Source organism: Dyella lipolytica (genome assembly GCF_030160075.1).
In the GTDB taxonomy this organism is placed as follows: Bacteria; Pseudomonadota; Gammaproteobacteria; order Xanthomonadales; family Rhodanobacteraceae; genus Dyella_B; species Dyella_B lipolytica.
On record NZ_BSNQ01000001.1, the window covers coordinates 124,864 to 144,234 of the forward strand.

At 61.1% G+C, this 19,371-nt stretch carries 20 protein-coding genes; 14 read left to right on the forward strand and 6 right to left on the reverse strand.

Annotated elements, in window-relative coordinates:
* Positions 1-10 precede the first annotated feature (10 nt).
* Genes QQL64_RS00530 through QQL64_RS00540 form a run of 3 tightly spaced genes read right to left on the reverse strand, consistent with a single transcriptional unit; the run spans position 11 to position 3,155 of the window.
* Positions 11-1,270, reverse strand: coding sequence for a heme biosynthesis HemY N-terminal domain-containing protein (locus tag QQL64_RS00530; protein WP_284395009.1), 1,260 nt, complete (start codon positions 1,268-1,270; stop codon positions 11-13).
* The gene (locus QQL64_RS00535; protein ID WP_284395011.1) at positions 1,267-2,379 is read right to left on the reverse strand and encodes a uroporphyrinogen-III C-methyltransferase; all 1,113 of its coding nucleotides are present in this window, start codon (positions 2,377-2,379) and stop codon (positions 1,267-1,269) included. The genes QQL64_RS00530 and QQL64_RS00535 overlap by 4 nt, the downstream gene beginning before the upstream one ends.
* Positions 2,376-3,155, reverse strand: coding sequence for a uroporphyrinogen-III synthase (locus QQL64_RS00540; protein WP_284395012.1), 780 nt, complete (start codon positions 3,153-3,155; stop codon positions 2,376-2,378). The genes QQL64_RS00535 and QQL64_RS00540 overlap by 4 nt, the downstream gene beginning before the upstream one ends.
* A gap of 92 nt (positions 3,156-3,247) precedes the next feature.
* Here QQL64_RS00540 and QQL64_RS00545 point away from each other — a divergent pair, with 92 nt between their 5' ends.
* The 3 genes from QQL64_RS00545 to QQL64_RS00555 all read left to right on the forward strand — a co-directional run bounded on the left by QQL64_RS00545 (position 3,248) and on the right by QQL64_RS00555 (position 4,736).
* The gene (locus QQL64_RS00545; protein ID WP_284395013.1) at positions 3,248-3,730 is read left to right on the forward strand and encodes a YiiD C-terminal domain-containing protein; all 483 of its coding nucleotides are present in this window, start codon (positions 3,248-3,250) and stop codon (positions 3,728-3,730) included.
* A 26-nt stretch (positions 3,731-3,756) separates the two neighbouring features.
* The gene (locus tag QQL64_RS00550; RefSeq protein WP_284395014.1) at positions 3,757-4,206 is read left to right on the forward strand and encodes a hypothetical protein; all 450 of its coding nucleotides are present in this window, start codon (positions 3,757-3,759) and stop codon (positions 4,204-4,206) included.
* A gap of 86 nt (positions 4,207-4,292) precedes the next feature.
* Entirely contained in the window at positions 4,293-4,736 is a 444-nt protein-coding gene (locus tag QQL64_RS00555; RefSeq protein WP_284395016.1) for a rhodanese-like domain-containing protein, read from the forward strand.
* Positions 4,737-5,005: 269 nt separating this feature from the next.
* Here QQL64_RS00555 and QQL64_RS00560 read toward each other — a convergent pair whose 3' ends face one another.
* Positions 5,006-6,073: a 2Fe-2S iron-sulfur cluster-binding protein gene (locus QQL64_RS00560; RefSeq protein ID WP_284395017.1), complete on the reverse strand. Its 1,068-nt coding sequence runs from the start codon at positions 6,071-6,073 to the stop codon at positions 5,006-5,008.
* A 56-nt stretch (positions 6,074-6,129) separates the two neighbouring features.
* Between QQL64_RS00560 and QQL64_RS00565 the strand changes: the two genes are divergently transcribed.
* From QQL64_RS00565 to QQL64_RS00580, 4 genes are read left to right on the forward strand one after another with little or no spacing between them, the layout of a single operon-like run.
* Positions 6,130-6,570: a hotdog fold thioesterase gene (locus tag QQL64_RS00565; protein ID WP_284395019.1), complete on the forward strand. Its 441-nt coding sequence runs from the start codon at positions 6,130-6,132 to the stop codon at positions 6,568-6,570.
* Positions 6,571-6,603: 33 nt separating this feature from the next.
* A complete protein-coding gene (locus tag QQL64_RS00570; RefSeq protein WP_284395021.1) occupies positions 6,604-7,551 on the forward strand; it encodes a serine/threonine protein kinase in 948 nt (315 codons plus the stop codon).
* A 22-nt stretch (positions 7,552-7,573) separates the two neighbouring features.
* The gene (locus tag QQL64_RS00575) at positions 7,574-8,011 is read left to right on the forward strand and encodes a hypothetical protein (protein WP_284395023.1); all 438 of its coding nucleotides are present in this window, start codon (positions 7,574-7,576) and stop codon (positions 8,009-8,011) included.
* A 58-nt stretch (positions 8,012-8,069) separates the two neighbouring features.
* On the forward strand, positions 8,070-9,242 hold the full coding sequence (locus tag QQL64_RS00580) for a class I SAM-dependent rRNA methyltransferase (protein WP_284395024.1): 1,173 nt from the start codon (positions 8,070-8,072) through the stop codon (positions 9,240-9,242).
* On the opposite strand, the gene QQL64_RS00585 is transcribed toward QQL64_RS00580, so the two are convergent.
* Positions 9,214-9,882 carry a Pr6Pr family membrane protein gene (locus QQL64_RS00585; RefSeq protein ID WP_284395029.1) on the reverse strand — a complete coding sequence of 223 codons (669 nt, stop codon included), beginning with the start codon at positions 9,880-9,882 and terminating at the stop codon, positions 9,214-9,216. The two genes, QQL64_RS00580 and QQL64_RS00585, sit on opposite strands and share 29 nt — an antisense overlap.
* Before the next feature lie 99 nt (positions 9,883-9,981).
* On the opposite strand from QQL64_RS00585, the gene QQL64_RS00590 reads away from it, so the two are divergent.
* Entirely contained in the window at positions 9,982-11,340 is a 1,359-nt protein-coding gene (locus QQL64_RS00590) for a DNA recombination protein RmuC (protein WP_284395030.1), read from the forward strand.
* A 20-nt stretch (positions 11,341-11,360) separates the two neighbouring features.
* Here QQL64_RS00590 and QQL64_RS00595 read toward each other — a convergent pair whose 3' ends face one another.
* Entirely contained in the window at positions 11,361-12,179 is an 819-nt protein-coding gene (locus QQL64_RS00595; RefSeq protein WP_284395032.1) for a shikimate 5-dehydrogenase, read from the reverse strand.
* A 111-nt stretch (positions 12,180-12,290) separates the two neighbouring features.
* Here QQL64_RS00595 and folE point away from each other — a divergent pair, with 111 nt between their 5' ends.
* The 6 genes from folE to QQL64_RS00625 form a co-directional block, all read left to right on the forward strand.
* Positions 12,291-12,890 (forward strand): GTP cyclohydrolase I FolE, encoded by a 600-nt coding sequence (gene folE / locus QQL64_RS00600; protein WP_284395034.1) that lies wholly within the window; start codon positions 12,291-12,293, stop codon positions 12,888-12,890.
* Positions 12,890-13,216 carry an EF-hand domain-containing protein gene (locus tag QQL64_RS00605; protein ID WP_284395037.1) on the forward strand — a complete coding sequence of 109 codons (327 nt, stop codon included), beginning with the start codon at positions 12,890-12,892 and terminating at the stop codon, positions 13,214-13,216. Before folE ends, QQL64_RS00605 begins: the two co-directional genes overlap by 1 nt.
* 235 nt (positions 13,217-13,451) lie before the next feature.
* Positions 13,452-14,810 carry a TCR/Tet family MFS transporter gene (locus QQL64_RS00610; protein WP_284395039.1) on the forward strand — a complete coding sequence of 453 codons (1,359 nt, stop codon included), beginning with the start codon at positions 13,452-13,454 and terminating at the stop codon, positions 14,808-14,810.
* Positions 14,807-15,313, forward strand: a complete 507-nt coding sequence (locus QQL64_RS00615) for a DUF1993 domain-containing protein (RefSeq protein WP_284395041.1) — start codon at positions 14,807-14,809, stop codon at positions 15,311-15,313. The genes QQL64_RS00610 and QQL64_RS00615 overlap by 4 nt, the downstream gene beginning before the upstream one ends.
* A 328-nt stretch (positions 15,314-15,641) precedes the next feature.
* Positions 15,642-18,743, forward strand: a complete 3,102-nt coding sequence (locus QQL64_RS00620) for a TonB-dependent receptor (protein ID WP_425603831.1) — start codon at positions 15,642-15,644, stop codon at positions 18,741-18,743.
* Between the two features lie 185 nt (positions 18,744-18,928).
* Positions 18,929-19,371 (forward strand): DsbA family oxidoreductase (locus tag QQL64_RS00625; protein WP_284395044.1); only part of this gene is annotated, 443 nt, incomplete at its 3' end.

Sequence of the window (19,371 nt, forward strand, 5' to 3'; positions counted from 1 at the left end):
CAACGGCGACCTAGGTCCGCAACCGCGGCACACCATGCTCATCGCGTTCTTCGATGGCGATCGGACGCGTATCGAGTCGACCGCCGACGATGTTGGTGGCAGGCAACGGTTCGGTGTTGTCGCCGCGCGCGATAGCAATGGCGTTGCGATAGCAACGCTGCGCGAGCGCGGCATCGCCCTGGCCGGCGTAAGCATCGCCCAGCGCTTCCCACGCGTTGGCGCTGGGCGCCAGGGCCAGCGCGCGCTCCAGGTATTGGCGCGCCTTGAGCCACGCGTTCGTCCGCACGCACATCCGACCGAGCGCCAGCAGCAGACTGGGATCGTTGGGATGTCCGTCCAGCCAGCCTTCCGCACGACGCAGGCGCGCGTCGAGATCGTCGCCGCCGAGAGAACCGTAGGTTTCGACCAGCTGCGGCGACCATTCGCGGCGTAGCGCGGATTCCACTTCGTCCATCGCCGGAAGAACAAGGCCAAAATTTGCAGCCTTGCGTGCATAGGCATCGACCACCGCTGGCGCACGTCGCTGCGTCTTCGGCAATTGCGACCACAGTGTGTTGAGTACAGCACCATCGGCAGTTGCATTTAGGCTGGCGACCAGCACCTGTGTTTCCAGGGCGTTGTAACCGCGCGCACCGAGCACGCCGCTTTTTTGCAAAGGTTCGAGCGCCGCGCGCGCGCGACGCGTGTCGCCGCTGGCCAATGCAGCGAGCGCGTATTCGCGCCAACCGCCCGGGCTCAGGCTGCCGCTATCGGCTTCGGGTGTCAGCAACGTCAGCGCTTCGGCCGCTTTACCGTCACGACGCAATACACGGGCACGCAATACACGAGCTGCACGCGGTGCGATCTGTGCGGCTTCATCCAGCGATTCGAGCGCTCGGCTGTGTTCGCCGCGACGCGAAGAGGCTTCCGCGGCGGCGAGCAGTGCGGGTCCACGCAAGGTGCCCAGACGCGACGCGCGATTGAGGTCGCGCTCGGCATCGCCATGGCGACCTTCCATCAGCGCCACCAGACCATCGGCAAGACGTTGCTGACTCACGCGGCGATGGCGCCGCGAGAATGCACCGAATGGCCAACGCGCCAAACGCCACAGCGCAGTGATTGCCGCCCACGCGAGCAGCAACAGCACGACTGCGGTCAACAAACTGGTTTGCGCGGTCACACCGCGAAAACGCACCAATACATAACCGGGATCCTCGGCGACCCAATGCCAGCCGAAGGCCGCGAGCGCGGCGATGATCACCAGCAGAAGGATCCATCGCCACAGCTTCATGGCTTCTTCCCGACGGACGATGGAGCTGCCGTGTCAGCGTCCGACTTGAGCGTGTGTACGGCGCGCAGGTTGCGCAGTTCGCTCAGCGCGCCGCCGAGGTTCACGGCGATAGACGGCTTGAGCTGACTGCCCAGCGTAGCGATGCGCTCGCGCGCCTGTTGCACGGCGGGCGATTGCGGGTCGAATTGCGCGACCAGGCCAGCATCCGCGCGTTTCAGGGCAGCGGTACAGGCATCGTTATCCCATGCGATCAACGCCGTCTGCGCCTGGGCGAGGTCCAACGCCACCATTTCCCGAGCGATGCGTGCATCGGCGATATCGACCGGGGCACCGTTGTCGCGCTGGATCCGGATCACGCTATAGAGCGCCCGGCGGATGCGCGCCCAGACGCCCTGGTCTTGATTTGCCGAGGGTTCGTCCAGCGGTTTCAGTGGCAGGTTGGGGAGATCATCGCGCAGCTGTACGACGCTATCGAGCAGTTGCTCGCGATCCGCCGGCTGGCTTTTCAGCAACGCTTCTCGTTCGGCGTCGATGCTCTGGCGCACGCCGTTGAAGGCGTTGTCGTCCACGCCGGCCAGGGACTGCCCGGCCAGTGCATACGCCTGCGCGGCGCTTTGCGCGTCATGGAATAAGGTGTAGCGCTGCGCACCCATGCGCAGCAGGGATTCGGTCTCGTCCAGGCGCATCGCATCGTGGCCGGACAGTGTCTTTTCGGACAGTCGGCCGACGGCTCCTTCGAGGTCACGCACGCGCTGGTCCTGCGACAGCAGTTCTTCGCGCAGCGAACGGTTGACCTGATCGGCGTCGTTCAGGCGCTGCATCAGCAAGGCGTCCTGACCGGTGGTGGCGCTCAAAGTGCGCTCCATCGTGTTGACGCGTCCTTCGAGGCTGGCCGCCGTACTCAGCGCCGCGGCGCTGATATGCGTGAGCTTCCATTCCCGCCACGCCACATAGCCGGTGCCCACCAGGGCAAGCAAGGCCAAGAGCAGGGCCAGCGCGAGGGTGCCGCCCGCGGAACGCGGCGGTGTCGGCGGCCGGGTGGCGCGTGGGGTGTCGGAGGGCACGCCTGTAGGCGCGGCGGGATCGGGGGTGAGATCGTCCTGGCTCATGGGCGCATGCTAACAGCACAGGCGCTGGCGAGCAGGTCGGCCGAGGCCGCCGAGGCTGCCACATATACTCGTGAAAACCCGCTTAAACGAGCCGATTCGGCGATGCGCTCGCTGCTGACGATGGCCGTGATACCGCACAGCCGCTGCTGAGCCGACGGCGGCAGCAACGCCAGCAGGTGCTGCATGGCTTCGGCACTCGAAAACAGCACGCAGGCCGTGTCCGGCAAATGCAGCACGGCATCGATATGACGTCGATCCAGACGGGGTGCGGTCCGGCGGTACACGTGCACTTCGCGCAGCGAAGCGCCACGCGCAGCGAGTTGTTCCTGCAACAAGCCGCGTCCGTCAGGAGCGGTGATCAACGCGACATGTCGCCCATGCAGTTGTTGCAGCGATGGCAATTCCAGCACGCCCTCGCTGTCCTGGCGCGCAGCAGGAACCTGAGCATCGATGCCATGACGGTGCAGCGCGCGAGCCGTGCCCTGCCCCACGGCGATCACGCTTGCGCGCGTCACGAGCGGCGCCAGCGCCACGGCATAACGCACCGCAGCCGGACTGGTGAAAATCAACACATCATCGCGCTGCGCTTGACGCCACTGCGTACGGGCAGTTTCCGGATCGGGTGCCGCGCGCAGCGAAAGTCCAGGTAAAAGCAGCGGAATTCCGCCCAATGCGCGAACCTGCCGCGCCAACGCCGTACCCGTGCCCACAGGGCGCGTGATCACGATCGTGCAGCCGCCCAGCGGGCCACCGTGTTGTTCGGACTGCACGCTCACGCCTGATTCCGACGAGTCTTAAGGGGAGGTTGGAGTGTAGCGTCTACACTAGCGCCCCCACTTTCCCCACTTTCCCCACATGACGACGTTCAATGAATAAGCTGGATCAGCAGGCCGCCGCCCAGGCATTGGTGACATTTATCCACGAAGGCATTCCGCTGGCGCGCGCGATGGCACTGGAGCTGGGTGATTACGATGGAGAGCATCTTCGCCTGGCCAGTCCGCTGGCACCGAACGTGAATGACAAGGGCTGCGCCTTCGGCGGCAGCCTGGTAAGCCTGATGACCTTGACGGGCTGGGGCCTGGTGGAATTGGCGCTGCGTCGGCAGGGCGAGGATTGCGACGTGTTTGTGGGCGAATCCACCGTTCGCTACCTCAGCCCGGTCTGGAACGATTTTGCAGCCGTGGCGCAGCGGGCCGAGGGGGCGAATTGGGCCACGTTCTTCGCCACGCTGGCCGCACGCGGCCGCGCACGCATCGAAGTGGCTTGCCAGGTGCCGGGCGAACACGGCAAGCCGGCCGCCACGCTTGCGGCACAGTTCGTGGCTAAGCGCCGCTCAGCTGCGGCAGAATAGGGTTTCTTCGAAGGGGAGGCTTGTCCATGCGCCGTGTCATCGGTCCCATGCTGTTGTGGAGCGGGCTGTTGTGGAGCGGCCTGCTGTCGAGCGCGCTGCTACTGTCCGGCTGCGCCACCGACAAACGCAATGACGCGCTCGAACACACCATGATCGAGTACGCCAACGCGGTGCGCTGGGATGGTTTCGAGGCCGCCCAGCAGTTTGTCGACCCCAAGGTACGCGAGGCCCATCCGCTCAGCAGTCTGGACCTGGCGCGCTTCAAGCAGGTGCAGGTGAGCGGCTATGACGACGGCAATGGTCCGATACCCGACGGCGAAAACCAGGTGCGCCAGGTCGTTCAGATCAGCGTGACCAACATTCATACCCAGACGGTGCGCACCATCGTCGACCACCAGCTGTGGAAGTACGACGCTGAGAAGAACCACTGGTGGCTGGAAAGCGGGTTGCCGGACATCAGCCAGGGCACCAATTAGGTGCCCGCCTAATCTGGCCCCTGGCTGCAGCTATAATCCACCGTTTACCTGCAACCGAGCGGCCCGCCCGCGCCCGTGGATAACCCATGAACGATTTCCTGCATAAGCTGCCCCAGTTCGTGGGCAACCATCTCGCGCTGTCCCTGCTGTTCGTGGTGCTGGTAATCGCGCTGCTCGTCACCCAGCTGATGGTGCTGCTACGCAAGTACACGGAACTGACGCCGGCCGGCCTGACCCAGCTGATCAATCGCGACAGCCCCTTGCTGATCGACCTGTCCGCATCGGCCGACTTCGAGAAGATGCACGTGCCGGGCGCCAAGCATGTCGCCATGAGCCAGTTCGACCCCGAGAACAAGGATCTGGCCAAGGCCCGAGAATTGGCAGTGGTGGTGATGGACAAGGATGGCCGCACTGCAGACAGCGCGGCGCAGCGACTGATCAAAGCCGGCTTTACCCGCGTCTACACGCTGGGCGGCGGCGTGCTGGCATGGCAGCAGGCGCAGTTGCCGGTCGCCAAGGGCAAGAACTGAAGGGATGCTCTGAACAAGTTTGCGCAGGCGGCATGATGTCCAGATGGCTCACAGGGTGTGCTGCGCGGCGCAGGGCAGACTGGCCGTCTGTTCAAGCTGCGCGGCGCGGCCTGTGAGCCATCTGGACATCACCCTTCGGGCCGCCCCTGTCTGTCCGCATCCCTTCGGTCCATCGTCTCGACAGACAGCCAGTCTGCCTTCGCCGATGGCCCTGTGGTCTGCGAACAGACAGGGGCGGTGACGCCTGCGCAAACTTGTTCAGAGCATCCCTAGGCTTCGTTGATGCCGGCGCGGCCGGCAAGAATCTGCGCCAGCACATCGGGCGCGTAATCGAACGAGTCGTAATACAGCCGGTCTTCCGGCAAGCCCGCGTCGAGAAACAGCTTGCGTCCGGCGTCGATCATCGCCGGCGGTCCGCTCATGTAGACATCGTGGCCGGAAAGATCCGGCCGATCTTCCAGCACTGCCTCGTGCACCAGTCCGGCGCGCATGCCGGCGATCTGCGCCTGTTCCGGATCGGAGAGCACCGCGTGGAAACGCAGGTTGGATGCAGCGGCCGCCCATCGTTCGGCCAGTGTGTGCTGATAGAGATCCGCCGCAGTGCGCGCGCCCCAGTACAGATCGATCGAGCGGCGCGTTCCCAGCGCAAGGAAATGCTCGATGATCGCCTTCACCGGTGCGAAACCGGTACCGCCGGCCATGAATATCATCGGCCGTTCCGAATCCTCGCGCGGCACGAAGGTGCCTAGCGGTCCTTCGATGCGCAGCGTGTCGCCTTCCTTGAGCACATCGCTCACCCAGGAAGTGAAACCACCGCCGGCCACGTGACGAACATGTAATTCGATCGCGCCATCCGCCTGCGCCCCGTTGGCGATGGAAAAGGGACGGCGGCGGCCTTCGTCCAGCAGCACATCGAGGTACTGCCCGGGCAACCAGTTCAACCGCAACTCAGCGGACGCCGGCTGCAGATGCAGGCCGATCACGTCCGGAGCGAGCTGCCACTTGCGGCTTACTTGCACATCGAGCTGACGGCATGCCACATCTTCGACCGACGTTACTTCGCGCGCTTCCAGCACGAGATCGCTAGTCGGGACGGCTTGGCACAGCAGTACGGCGTGATGCGCACGATCGTGCACATCCAGCGCGGTGGGCGGATTGAAGGGATATTCGCAGCGACCTTCGATCAAGGTGGCTTTGCAGCTACCACAGACGCCCGAACGACAGGAATACGGCAACGCAATACCGGCGCGCTGCGCTGCTTCCAGCACAGTTTCGCTAGGCAAGACGTCGAAACGGCGGCCGGAACTTTGAAGGGTGACTGTAAACACAGGGCGCATTGTCGCCGCTATGGCGGTAGGCGGACAATGCGGGCTTCCCGCACGAGTATCAATACATGCGCATCTGGAAACAGGACACTGACCTCGCCCGCCTCAACGGCTGGAGCGCCAACACCCTGATGGAAGCCCTGGGCATCCGCATCACCGCCGTGGGCGATGACTGGCTGCAAGGCACGATGCCGGTGGATCGGCGCACGCACCAGCCGTATGGGCTCCTGCACGGCGGCGCATCGGTGGCACTGGCCGAAACGCTGGGCAGCAGCGCGGCCATGTTGACGCTCGATGCGAGCAAGGAACGTGCAGTGGGCCTGGATATCAACGCCAACCACGTGCGCGGCGTGCTCAGCGGTACGGTGACGGGCACGGCGCGTCCGCTGCATATCGGTCGTTCGACACAAGTGTGGGAGATTCGCATCGAGGACGAGGCCGGCAAGCTGGTATGCATCTCGCGCCTGACGATGGCCGTGGTGCCGGCTGCCGTCGTGGGTTCGCGCTGATGCGCGTGATCTCAGCGCTTGCATCGCATCTCGATGTCTGACGAAACACCTTACGCGCGGCTCACGCCGGACCTGGTGCTGGACGCGATCACCGCCTGCGGCCTGTGGCCGGACGGACGCCTGCTTGCGCTGAACAGCTACGAGAACCGTGTCTGGCAGATAGGTCTGGAAGATGGCGCACCGGTGATTGCGAAGTTCTATCGGCCCGGACGATGGAGCGATGCGGCGATCCTCGAAGAACATGCATTTGCGCAGGAACTGGCCGACGCCGAGCTTCCGGTGGTCGCACCGCTTGCCTTCACCGGACGCACCCTGCTGCATCACGATGGATTCCGCTACGCGCTATCGCCGCGACACGGTGGCCGCGCGCCGTCGCTCGAATCTACCGATCAGCTCGAATGGCTGGGTCGCCTGATCGCACGCATGCATAGCGTCGGTGCGCGTTCCGCATTCGCGCATCGCGAAAGGCTGGACCGCGACAATTTGATCGTGAAACCGATGCAGGCGGTACTCGCCTCGAATTTACCGCCCGCTTCGCTTGCCGAACGTTATCGCAGCGTCGTGCAGCGTGTGGATCGTGCCGTTACCGCGCGTTTCTCAGCCGTCGGTCCGGTACGTACCTTGCGTCTGCATGGCGATTGCCATCCGGGCAATGTGCTGTGGACAGACGCCGGCCCGCACTTCGTCGATCTCGACGACGCACGCACGGGTCCCGCGGTGCAGGATCTCTGGATGCTGGCGCACGACGAGCGCGCGATGGAGGCGCTGCTGGAAGGTTATGGCTCGATGCGTGACTTCGATCACGCAGAACTTGCGCTGATCCCTGCACTACGCGCCATGCGACAAGTGCATTATGCGGGATGGATCGCGGCACGCTGGCAGGACCCGGCTTTTCCGGCCGCCTTTCCGTTCGCCGCCGAAGCGCGTTGGTGGGAACAGCACATTACGGACCTGCACGAGCAGGCCGACGAACTCGAATAGTTTTTTCTCCATGGGGTGTTGAATGCGTCAGATTTTATTTCGCCTGATCGGTATTCTGGAAATCGCCGGCGGCTTCTACGGCATGGCGATGGAGTTGCCACGTCTGCTTGAATTCGGGCCATTGCACACGGCGGCGATCGGGTTGATTGCCTTTGCGCTGTACGCTTTCGTGTTGGTGGCAGGCGTGCTGTTATTGGAAAACAGCGAACGCGGCATTCACTTCTCCAGCATCGCGCAACTGCTGCAGCTGCCGCTGATTGCCACACCCGTTCTCAGCTATGGCCTGCACTGCGGTGCCTTTATCAATCTGTTCGCTACGTTACATATTCCGTCCCACCCGGAATTGACCTGGCACTTTGGCAGCCAAGGCTTCGTTCTGGCTTTCGCCGGCCCTGCGGCGGCACGCCTGGGTGTAAATCTGCTTGCGCTGCTGTCCTGGCTGATCCTCAAACTGCGCTGAAACAGCCATTTCCACGCTGAAACCGGGCTGTGCGCGGCAGCCCGGTTATCATAGGCGGATGAATACGCCCGCCGAACTGCCCGTCATCCGCCTGAAAACCGACCGCACCCCCGGCCATCCCTGGGTCTGGTCGGCGCAAGTGCACAAGCCCGAATCGCGCCTGCCACCGGGCAGCGTGGTCGATGTCGCGGATGCCAAGAACCGTTTCGTGGGACGCGGCTTCTGGAACGGTCATGCGCGTATCGCGCTGCGCTTGCTCACCGCCGATGCCAGCGAAGCGATTGACGCCGCATGGATCGCCGCACGCATCGACCGTGCTGTCGCACTGCGTCGCGAACTACTGCAGCTCGACACCATCACCGACGCGTGGCGCGTCGTGCACAGCGAAGGCGATGGATTGTCGGGCCTGATCGTCGATCGCTACGACGACATCCTGGTGATCGAATATTTCGCCGCCGGCATGTGGAAGTTCCGCGAGGCGATTCATGCTGCCTTGTTGAGTCAATTTCCCGGCGCGCGCCTTTACTGGTTCGCCGAAAGCCACGTACAGAAGCAGGAATCGTTCGACTGCCGCGCCATGGACGCGCCCACGCCGGTGGAAGTGCACGAACACGGCCTGCGCTTTCACGCCGCACCCGGTTACGGCCACAAAACCGGCTTTTTCGCCGACCAGCGTGAGAACCGTCGACGCTTCGCCGAATGGTCGCGCGGTCGGCGTGTGCTGGATCTGTGCTGCAACGCCGGTGGTTTCGCCGTGCACGCGATAGCTGCGGGCGCGCGTGAGGCCGTCGGCGTGGACATGGATGCCGGCATTCTCGACATCGCCCGCGCCAACGCCGCGGCGAACAACGTCGCTGTCCGTTTCGAGCAGGCCGATATCTTCGACTGGCTGCGTCAGGCTGTAGCACGCGGTGAACGCTACGACGCCGTCATTCTCGATCCGGCAAAGCTCACTCGCGACCGCACCAAAGTATTCGACGCGCTGAAAAAATATTTCGCCATGAATCGGCTAGCGCTGGATGTCATTCCACCCGGTGGCCTGCTGCTGACCTGTTCGTGCACGGGTCTGGTGAGCGAAGCGGATTTCCTGGAAATGTTGCGGCGCGTAGCACTCAACGCCGGACGCGAAATCCAGATACTGGAAGTGCGCGGCGCCGGCGCGGATCATCCCGTGCGCGCCGACGTGCCCGAAAGCCGTTATCTCAAAGCCGTGTTTTGTCGCGTGGATTGACGCTGCCGGCGCCCATCCTCCACGCCAGCAGCAACAGATACGCCAACAGCAGGAAGGCCGCCAGCAGGAAACAGCCATTGCGTACGGCGATGGCGTAACCCAGCTGGGCGGCATCGATGAATCCGTACGGGTACACGCCGATAATCGCGCCGCGTACCAGCGCATAAACGAAGTAAAACGCGGGATAAAGGCTCCACCACAGCGGCGCCGCCCAGCGCAGTGCGATGCCACGCAACGCGATCAGGCTGTAGATCACAAACAGGATCGGCACCACGTAATGCAGCAGCACGTCGCCCAGCAGTTGCAGGCCCTGTGGCGCCCATACGTGGCGTAGCAACACGTAGTAGGCGACGCCCACGAAGGCGATGCTGGCGGCCACCCACCCAACCGCCACCGGCCGCACAAAGAACCGGCCAAGCGCCGAAGCCGGCGCCACCTGCGGCAAGGTCGTGGCAATACAAACCAGCAGATTGGTCAGCACGGTGAAGAAGCCGAAGTACATCACCAGGCCCTGGCCCACACTTTTGCCGCTGCCTGCGGCATAGCTCAACGACAAGTAAAGCTGCAGCAGAACGGCGATCCAGGCGACGATCGCGATGACAGCGGCCAGCGGCCTGCCCTTCATCGTTGGCGTGTTCATGGCGGCTCCCGCCCTCACTTGGTGGCCCGATACTAGCGACAATCTCAGAGACTGATACATCAGCGCGTAAACTGTCCTCGGAGACTCCTGGAACTACCCATGCCCCTGATCGACATCCTGCTGATCCTGCTCGTCATCCTGCTGATCCTGCAGGTACTCACCTTGCTGCGCGGACGCGGCGACGCCGGGCTCGACGCACGGCTGGACGCCCTGAAGGACGACAACCGCCACCTGCGCGAAGCCCTCGCCCAGGAACAGCGCGCCGGCCGCAACGAACTGAGCCAGGCCCTGCTGCAATTCGGCCAACGGCTGGAGCTGCTGACCGAGCGCACCGACAACGGCATGCAGTCCCTCGCGCAGCGGCTGGCCGACGATGCCCGCCGCGGTCGCGAAGAACTCGCTGTCAACCTCACGCGGCTCGGTGAGCAACAGCAGCAACGCCTGGCGGCACTTACTGCCGACAACGAAAAACGTCTGAACGAAGTGCGCGCCACCCTGGAAACCAAACTCGGAGCGATCCAGCAGGACAACGCCACCAAGCTGGAGCAGATGCGCGCCACCGTCGACGAGAAACTGCAATCTACGTTGGAAACGCGGCTCGGCCAATCCTTCAAGCTGGTCTCCGAACGGCTGGAGGCCGTGCAGCGCGGCCTGGGCGAAATGCAATCGCTGGCCAACGGTGTCGGCGATCTCAAGCGCGTGCTGAGCAATGTAAAAACGCGCGGCATCCTGGGCGAAATGCAGCTTGGCGCGCTGCTAGAGCAAATCCTCACCGCCGAACAATACGCGTCCAACGTCGCCACCGTGCCCGGCTCCGACGAGCGCGTGGAATTCGCCATCCGCTTGCCGGGCAGCGACCGCGATAGTCAGGTATGGCTGCCCATCGATGCCAAATTTCCGCGTGAAGACTACGAGCGCCTGCTCGATGCCCAGCAACTGGCCGATCTGGATGCCGTAGAACGCGCCGCCGTCGCACTGGAGCGGCGCGTGCGCGACGAAGCGAAAACCATCCGCTCCAAATACATCTCGCCACCCAACACCACCGATTTCGCCATCCTGTTCCTGCCCACCGAAGGCCTGTACGCCGAAATCATTCGTCGCCCGGGTTTGTTTGAAAGTCTGCAACGCGAACAACGCGTCACCGTCGCCGGGCCCACGACCCTTTCCGCACTGCTCAACAGTTTGCAAATGGGCTTTCGCACGCTGGCGATCCAACAACGCAGCAGCGAGGTATGGCAAACGCTCAGCGCGGTGAAGAACGAGTTCGGTAAATTCGGCGATGTGCTCAAGATGGTGCGCAAGAAACTCGACGAGGCTGGCAAACACCTCGACACCACAAGCAAGCGCACACGCGCGATCGAACGCAAGTTGCGCGATGTCGAATCATTACCGGGCGAACAGACTCCGCCGCTGTTGGGGGAATCTTCCGCGAACGAGGAAGACGCAACGGATGAGTGACCCCTACGGGAGCGGTGTCGCTAACTAAGTGCGTGCGCGGCGGCCCGTGCAATCGATTCTTCGGCCGGCCGCACGCCGGTATAGAGCACAAACTGCTCCACCGCCTGCAGCACAATCACTTCCGCTCCCGTAATCACGGGCTTGCCAAGCGACCGAGCCAACCGAATCACCGGTGTCTCAGGCGGCAACGCCACTACATCGAACACCATGCTCGATCGCTTCACATCATCATCATCGAACGCCAATTGATCGGCCTCGGTACCACCTTCCATGCCGATCGGCGTCACGTTGACGAGCAACTCCGCCGCTAAACCGCGGGTATCCGCTGCCCACGAAAAACCACTCGTTTCGGCCAACCGGCGTCCCGCCAATTCGTTCCGCGCCACGATATGCCCGTGCTTGAACCCCGCATCACGAAACGCGCAAGCCACTGCCTTCGCCATGCCCCCGCTGCCGCGCAAAGCAAGCCGCGTGTCACGCGATATTCCGTGCTGCTCGATCAACTTCCATATCGCGATGTAATCCGTGTTGTAAGCCCGCAGAAAACCATCGTCATTGACGATCGTATTGATCGACGCAATTGCCTCCGCCGACACGTCGATGGCATCCACCAGCGGTATACATGCCTCCTTGAACGGCATCGAGATCGCGCAGCCGCGAATCCCCAGCGCACGGATGCCGCCTATCGCCGCGGGAAGATCGCGGGTAGTGAACGCCTTGTAGACGTAATTCAGGCCCAACGCCTCATACAAAAAGTTCTGGAAGCGCGTGCCGAAGTTGCCCGGGCGTGCGGACAGGGACATACAAAGCTGGGTATCGCGGTTGATGGATCGAGACATCGGGATAACTCTAGCGGGGCCGGCAGGTTGGGATAAGCAAAACGAACCCCAACCTACCACCTTGACTCGGGCGTTACACTTGTAAGCCTGTACCAGTACCAAGGAAGCCGCATGAGCGAGCACGAGCCCTCCGACGTTACCCGCGAACAAGCCGAAGAAGCCGTGCGCACTCTGCTGCGCTGGGCCGGCGAGGACCCCCAGCGCGAAGGCCTGCTCGATACGCCGCGTCGCGTGGTCAAGGCCTACCGCGACTGGTTCAGCGGCTACCAGGTCGATCCGGGCGAATACCTGCGCCGCACGTTCGAGGAAGTGGCCGGTTACGACGAAATGGTCGTCTTGCGCGACATCGAATTCGAAAGCCACTGCGAACATCACATGGCACCGATCATCGGCCGCGCCCACGTGGGTTATCTGCCAACCAACCGCGTGGTGGGCATCAGCAAGCTCGCCCGCGTGGTGGATGCTTATGCGCGACGCTTTCAGGTGCAGGAAAAGATGACCGCGGAAATTGCCCGCTGCATCCAGGAAAACCTCAACCCGGTCGGCGTGGCCGTGGTGATCGATGCGAGCCACGAGTGCATGACGACGCGCGGCGTGCACAAGCGTGGCGTGTCGATGATCACCAGCCAGATGCTCGGCAGCTTCCGCGACGATGCGCGCACCCGCACCGAATTTCTGAATTTCATCGGCATCAGTCGCGGCGTGCGCTGATGCGTGTAGCGCTCGCCATCTTGCTGCTTTGCCTGCCGCTTGCCGTACTTGCGCAAGGCACAGGATCGGACCTGTTCCGGGCGATGGATACCAACGGCGATGGCCGGATCAGCGAAGCGGAATACGTGGCCTACATGAGCCAGGGCTTCTACCGCCTGGACCGCAACCACGACGGTGTGCTGGAACAGGACGAACTTCCTGGCGGCCGCGGCAAACCCATCACGCTCAAAGAGTGGCAGGACAATCTGCGCCGAGAATTCCATAAGCTCGACCGTAATCACGACGGATATCTGAGCCCGCAGGAACTGGCCCAGCCGCCGCGGTAGTGCATAGCCCTCTCCCCTTCGGGGAGAGGGTTGGGTGAGGGGACAATCTTGCGTTGCAGCTGGATCGGAGCGCGTTTCAATGAAGAACAAGGCAAGCCCCGCCCCTCACCTCAATCCTCTCCCCGCAGGGGAGAGGAAGCAAACGCAAAGAACCGGGCTCAACCCATGCCAAGCACGACGCCATCGGCTATCGTTGGCGCTTTCCATCCTTTCGTGACCTATCCGCGCCCCTCGCATGGACTCCGCACCGATTCCCGCAACCTCGCACAACAAAGCTGCGTTAGCGTTCATCTTCGTGACAGTGATGCTGGACATGCTGGCGTTCGGCATCATCATTCCCGTGCTGCCGCACCTGGTGGTGCAGCTGATCGGCGGCAGCATCGCGCAGGCGGCCGTGTGGACCAGCGGCTTCGCCACGCTTTACATGCTGATGCAGTTTGTGTTCTCGCCGGTGCAAGGCACGCTTTCTGACCGCTTCGGTCGGCGGACTGTGATCCTGATTTCCAGCCTCGGTTTGGGCGTCGACTTCATCGTGATGGCGATCACGCCGGTGCTCTGGTTGCTGCTTATCGGCCGTGGGATCTCAGGTATCTGCGCGGCCAGCTTCTCTACCGCGAATGCATACATCGCCGACATCGTACCGAAGGAAAAGCGCGCGGCGGCCTTCGGCGCACTTGGGGCGGCGTTCGGCGTCGGCTTTATCGTGGGACCGGCGTTGGGCGGTTTTCTAGGCCATTACAGCGTCCGCCTACCATTCTGGGTGGCAGCCGCTTTGTCGCTAGCCAATTTCTGCTACGGCTTTTTCGTCCTGCCAGAATCGCTGCCGCCCGAGCGCCGCACCAAGCGTTTCGACTGGAGCCATGCCAACCCGTTCGGCGCCTTGGTGTTGCTGCGCCGCTATCCGCAAGTGTTTGCGCTGGCCACGGTGTTCTTCCTGATCAATCTGGCGCAGTTCTCGCTCAACGCCACTTACGTGCTGTACACCGATTACCGCTACGGCTGGGGTCCGCAGGCCGTGGGCTACACCTTGGCCTTCGTCGGCCTGTGCAGCGGTCTGGTGCAGGCGGTACTGGTGCGTCAGCTGATGCCGAAACTGGGCGAGCGCCGCATGATCATGATCGGGCTGCCGCTGTGCGTGGTCGGCTATCTGCTGTTTGGCCTGTCGTCCGTATCGTGGCTGTTCCTGCTGGGCATTCCATTCCTGTGCATGGGCGGGCTGGCGGGGCCACCCGCGCAGGCCTTGATGACACAGCAAGTGGATCCGCACGAACAAGGCCGTCTGCAGGGCGCGCTCACCAGCCTCGCCAGTCTCGCCGGCATCTTCGGGCCGGCATTGTTCGCCAACCTGTTCGCGCTGTTCATCAGCGACCACGCGCCAGCGCATTTGCCCGGCATTGCCTTCGTATTGGCCGCGCTGCTGCTGATAGGGGCTGCCGTCATCGCCAGCTACGCGATACGGCATGTGCATATCGCTCCGCATCCGGCATCGTCTACTAAAAACGCAGTGGCCGCCTTGGCCGGCGAGCTTTCACCCTTGGCTGGCACAGTCGCCAGCGAACCTCTTCCCACCGATCAACCGGAGTCATCCCCATGAGCATCTCCATGTACCAAGTTGCCGTTCCCGTATTCGTGCGCGCATTGAGCAACCTTCACCATGTGCTGAAGCTGGGCGAAGCGCATGCGAAGGAAAAAAGTGTAGAAGGATCCGTGTTGCTGCATACCCGCCTGATCCCCGACATGCTGCCGCTGGTGAAGCAGGTGCAGATCGCCACCGATATGGCGAAGAACGGTGCTGCGCGCCTCGCCGGCGTGGACCCGCTGAAGTTCGAAGACAACGAAACCTCGCTCGACGAACTGTATAACCGCATCGAGCGCGCCATCGATTACATCAAGAGCTTCAAGCCCGAGCAGATCGATGGCAGCGAAACGCGCGCGATCACTCTGAAGACCCGCAACGGCGAGACGCACTTCGAAGGACAGGCCTATCTGCTGCACTATGTGATGCCGAACCTGTTCTTCCATTGCACCACCGCGTACAACATTTTGCGCGAGTCCGGTGCGAATATCGGCAAACAGGATTTCATCGGTAAGGCGTAAGGTGTTTTCCGACGTGCAGGGCGAAACACTCGTCCTGCACGTTGCGCATTGAGTCGTCGCTGCATCGCCGACACTCCGAGCAGTTCCTCTCTCCCGCTCAAACATCCCTCTCTAGTATTTGTACGTGCTGCATTGCACGTAGGCGCGATTTCTTTGCCCTCTTCCGGCGCCTAGCCAATCCCCTGCATCAAATTGAGCGCTTTCCGATTGTTGGAAAAACGTTAGTGGCTTATTTGATCAGTACGGCTCGCATGATTTTTCTTCCCTCTAGGGATCGAGCCGTGCATACGCGACTGTTGCTGCTCAAGCCGTGCAACACGGCTCAGGGATGGCTTTCGCATTTTGTTATTTGCCGCACGTTGTATCGCTAAGCAACGAGTGGCGACTCCAGGGAGAGAGCACTTTGAAAGCAAGAAATACTTTTAACTACTCATTGCTGGCGTTGGCATGTGCAGCCGCATTGGCGAGTACTAGCGTCTTTGCGCAGTCCACAACCGGCAGCATCGGTGGTCAGGCAGAGCCAGGCGTAACAATCACTGCTACGAGCTCTACCGGTTTGGTTCGCAAAACCACCGTGGACAACTCGGGGCGCTATAGCTTCACCAATCTACCCCTCGGGGCATACAGCGTTACGCTTCAGCGAGGCGGGGTTGTCGTTGATAAGCGTGACAACGTAAATATCGTTGTGAACGCGAGCATGGATGTGTCATTCGCTTCTGCTTCGAATGCGAAGTCGCTCGGCGTGATCAGTGTCTCCGCCAATGCGCTCCCACCCATCGACGTGACTGCTGTGGATTCGCGCACGGTTATCACGTCCAAAGAGCTCGCGCAGCTTCCGATCGCTCGCACCGCAGAATCGATCGCCTTGCTGGCACCGGGCGTTGTGGGTGGCAGCAGCTACTTTAGCGGCCCGACCGGCAATGCACTTGTTTCGTTTGGTGGTGCATCAGTTACTGAAAACGCCTATTACATTAATGGTTTCAACACGACAGATCCGCTTTCCGGCATGGGTGGCATCAGCTTGCCCTACGGCTCGATTGATCAGCAAGAAGTTTTCACCGGCGGCTACAGCGCCAAATACGGGCGTTCGGACGGCGGCGTTATAAATCAGGTCGGCATGCGTGGCACCAATAAGTGGCATTTCGGTGCGCAGGTCTTGTGGGAGCCCAGTTTCCTTGCGTCCAATCCCAAGAACGTCTACTACCCCAATGCCGCACTTCCCGCAGGTTACGGTTATCAAAACCCCGAGCTTGCCGGCTCTATGTACCGTTCGCGTAAGGACAATACGGCCAACCACACGGTATACAGCTTCTATCTCGGCGGCCCATTGATCAAAGACAAGCTTTTCCTTTTCGCATCGGCCGAAGCTGAGAAGAGAGACGGTTTGTCGACGTCTTCATCTGCTTCATCTCAACCCTACAATGATCGCTACAGCTTCAGCCTTCCCAAGCACTACCTCAAGCTGGACTGGAACATCAATGACAGCAATATTCTTGAGTTCACCAATATATCGAACAAAGAATCCTACAGCGGTAGCTTGTATGCGTACGATTACGACACCCGCTCACAAGGCTCGCTGTTTGGTTATGACACATCGACCAAGACGGGTTCTGATATCTACATTGGCAAGTACACCAGTTACATCACTGATGATCTGACCTTTTCGGCCACCTACGGCAAGACCAAGGTCATGGATTACAGCCAGATCCCAGGTGCCAACCCAACGCTGCCTTATCTCGGTGGCGTGGTGAATCAGGACCCGGGCATTACTGGAGGCATCCCCATCACCAACGGCATCACAACGCCATATGTAAAGTCGCCTAATGCCGGAAGCAGCAGTCATGGCCTGCGTCTGGATCTCGAATACAAACTGGGAGATCACACGCTTTCCGCTGGCGTCGACAACATAACCACTTCATCGACTGACGAAGGTCAACAGGTATTCGGACCTGCTTACGCATGGCTCTATGGCAAGACCAGCAAGCCTAATACCCCGCTGAATCCCGCTTTTGGTGTTGGCGCACCCGGAGGCAACGGCTATTACGTTCGCAGGTACATCTACACCACAACGACCAGCATGTCGGTGGATCAGACCGCGCAATACCTGGAAGATCGTTGGCAGGTAAATGACCGCTGGTTGCTGAGCATCGGTCTTCGCAACGACCAGTTCAGCAACTACAACAATCTCCATCAAGCATTCGTGCACAACACGAATCAATGGGCGCCACGCCTTGGATTCAGCTGGGACGTACTAGGTGATTCCACGTTCAAGGTGTTCGGCAACCTGGGACGTTATTACCTTGCGCTGCCCAATAGCGTGGCTGAACGCGCAGCCGGCCCTTCGACCTATACCAATGAGTATTTCACCTACACGGGCATTAATCCGACCACCGGCGCACCGACTGGCCTAACTCCTATCGGACCAGGCCCAATCTCCTCCAATGGTGAGTATGGACAAACGCCGGATCCCAAAACGATCACCGCGATCGATCTTCGCTCGCAATATCAGGACGAAGCCATCTTAGGTTTCACCAAGATGCTCGGCAGCAAATGGATGTATGGTGCCAAAGTCACGGTGCGCAGGCTGCAAACGGACATTGACGACGTTTGCGACGATGATGCCGTGGCCAGAAAGGCCGTTGCGTCGGGTATCGATCCGGACAGCATCGTATTTCCGAACAGCTGCTTGATCTTCAATCCCGGCAAGACCAACACATTCTTGTTGGCCAACGCTGATGGCAATGGCTACTCCAAAGTCACCATGACGACCCAAGATTGGGGTTTTACCGAAGGAGCAAAGCGTAAGTACTACGCGCTTGATCTATTCCTGGAGCATCCGTTCGATGGCAAGTGGCAAGGTCGCATCGACTACACATTCTCGCGCAGTTATGGCAACACGGAAGGTCAGGTGCTTTCCACCATCGGTCAGGATGACGTTTCCAAATCGCAGGACTGGGACTTCTGGCAGCTCATGGAAAACAGTAACGGAGTTCTGTCTAACGATCGCACCCATGTGCTGAAAGCCAGAGGCGCCTACCAAATCACGCCGGAATGGATGATTTCCGGTTCGCTGCAAATCGCGTCTGGTGCACCCAGAGTGTGCATGGGCTACTACGGCACTGATGAATCCGATCCGGTGTTGTACGGCTCCGCGTACCATTATTGCGCTGGCAATCCAACACCGCTCGGTAGCCTGGGACGGTTGCCATGGACGAAACAGCTCAATCTGGGTGTTACCTATCGACCGCCGTTTGCGGACAAGAAGCTCGCGTTCAGCCTCGATGTTTTCAATGTGTTGAACGAACGCAATCCCACGGTGCTCGACGCAACCTACGAAACCGCTCCATATACAGTTTCCAACACCTATGGGATGCCGTTGTATCTGGAAGCCCCGCGCTACGTTCGACTCTCGGCTACGTACGACTTCTGATCCACGTGTCGAACTGATAATCACCGTTTTAGCGTTGAATGGCGTGAAAAATTGTGGTTTTACCCAGCCCAGGGGCCGGCACTGCCGGCCCCTTTTTGTTGCTACGACTTGCATTTAGCAGTATGGGGTTGCCATAGAACGCACTGAACCGCATATAGCACGTACCAAGCCACCCGAGGTCAGATATGGCTGACACCAAAAATCTAAAAATCGACTTCGTCTCCGACGTCGTCTGCCCGTGGTGCGCCATTGGCCTGAAATCGCTGGAGCAAGCTCTGCAGCGACTGAATGGCGAAGTGGTGGCCGAACTGCATTTCCAACCCTTCGAGCTGAACCCCGACATGGTGCCTGAAGGGGAAGGCGTGGCCGAACATCTGGCGCACAAATACGGCAGCACGCCAGAGCAGATGACCAAGAACCAGGAAGGCATCCGGCAGCGCGGTGCGGCGCTGGGCTTTACGTTCAACATGGACAAGCGCAGCCGCATCTACAACACCTTCGACGCGCATCGCCTATTGCATTGGGCGGAATTGGAAGGAAAGCAGCAGGCGCTGAAGCTTGCTTTGCTGCAGGCCTACTTCGGCGAAGGCGAAAATGTGAGCTCACATGAGGTACTGGCGCGGGTTGC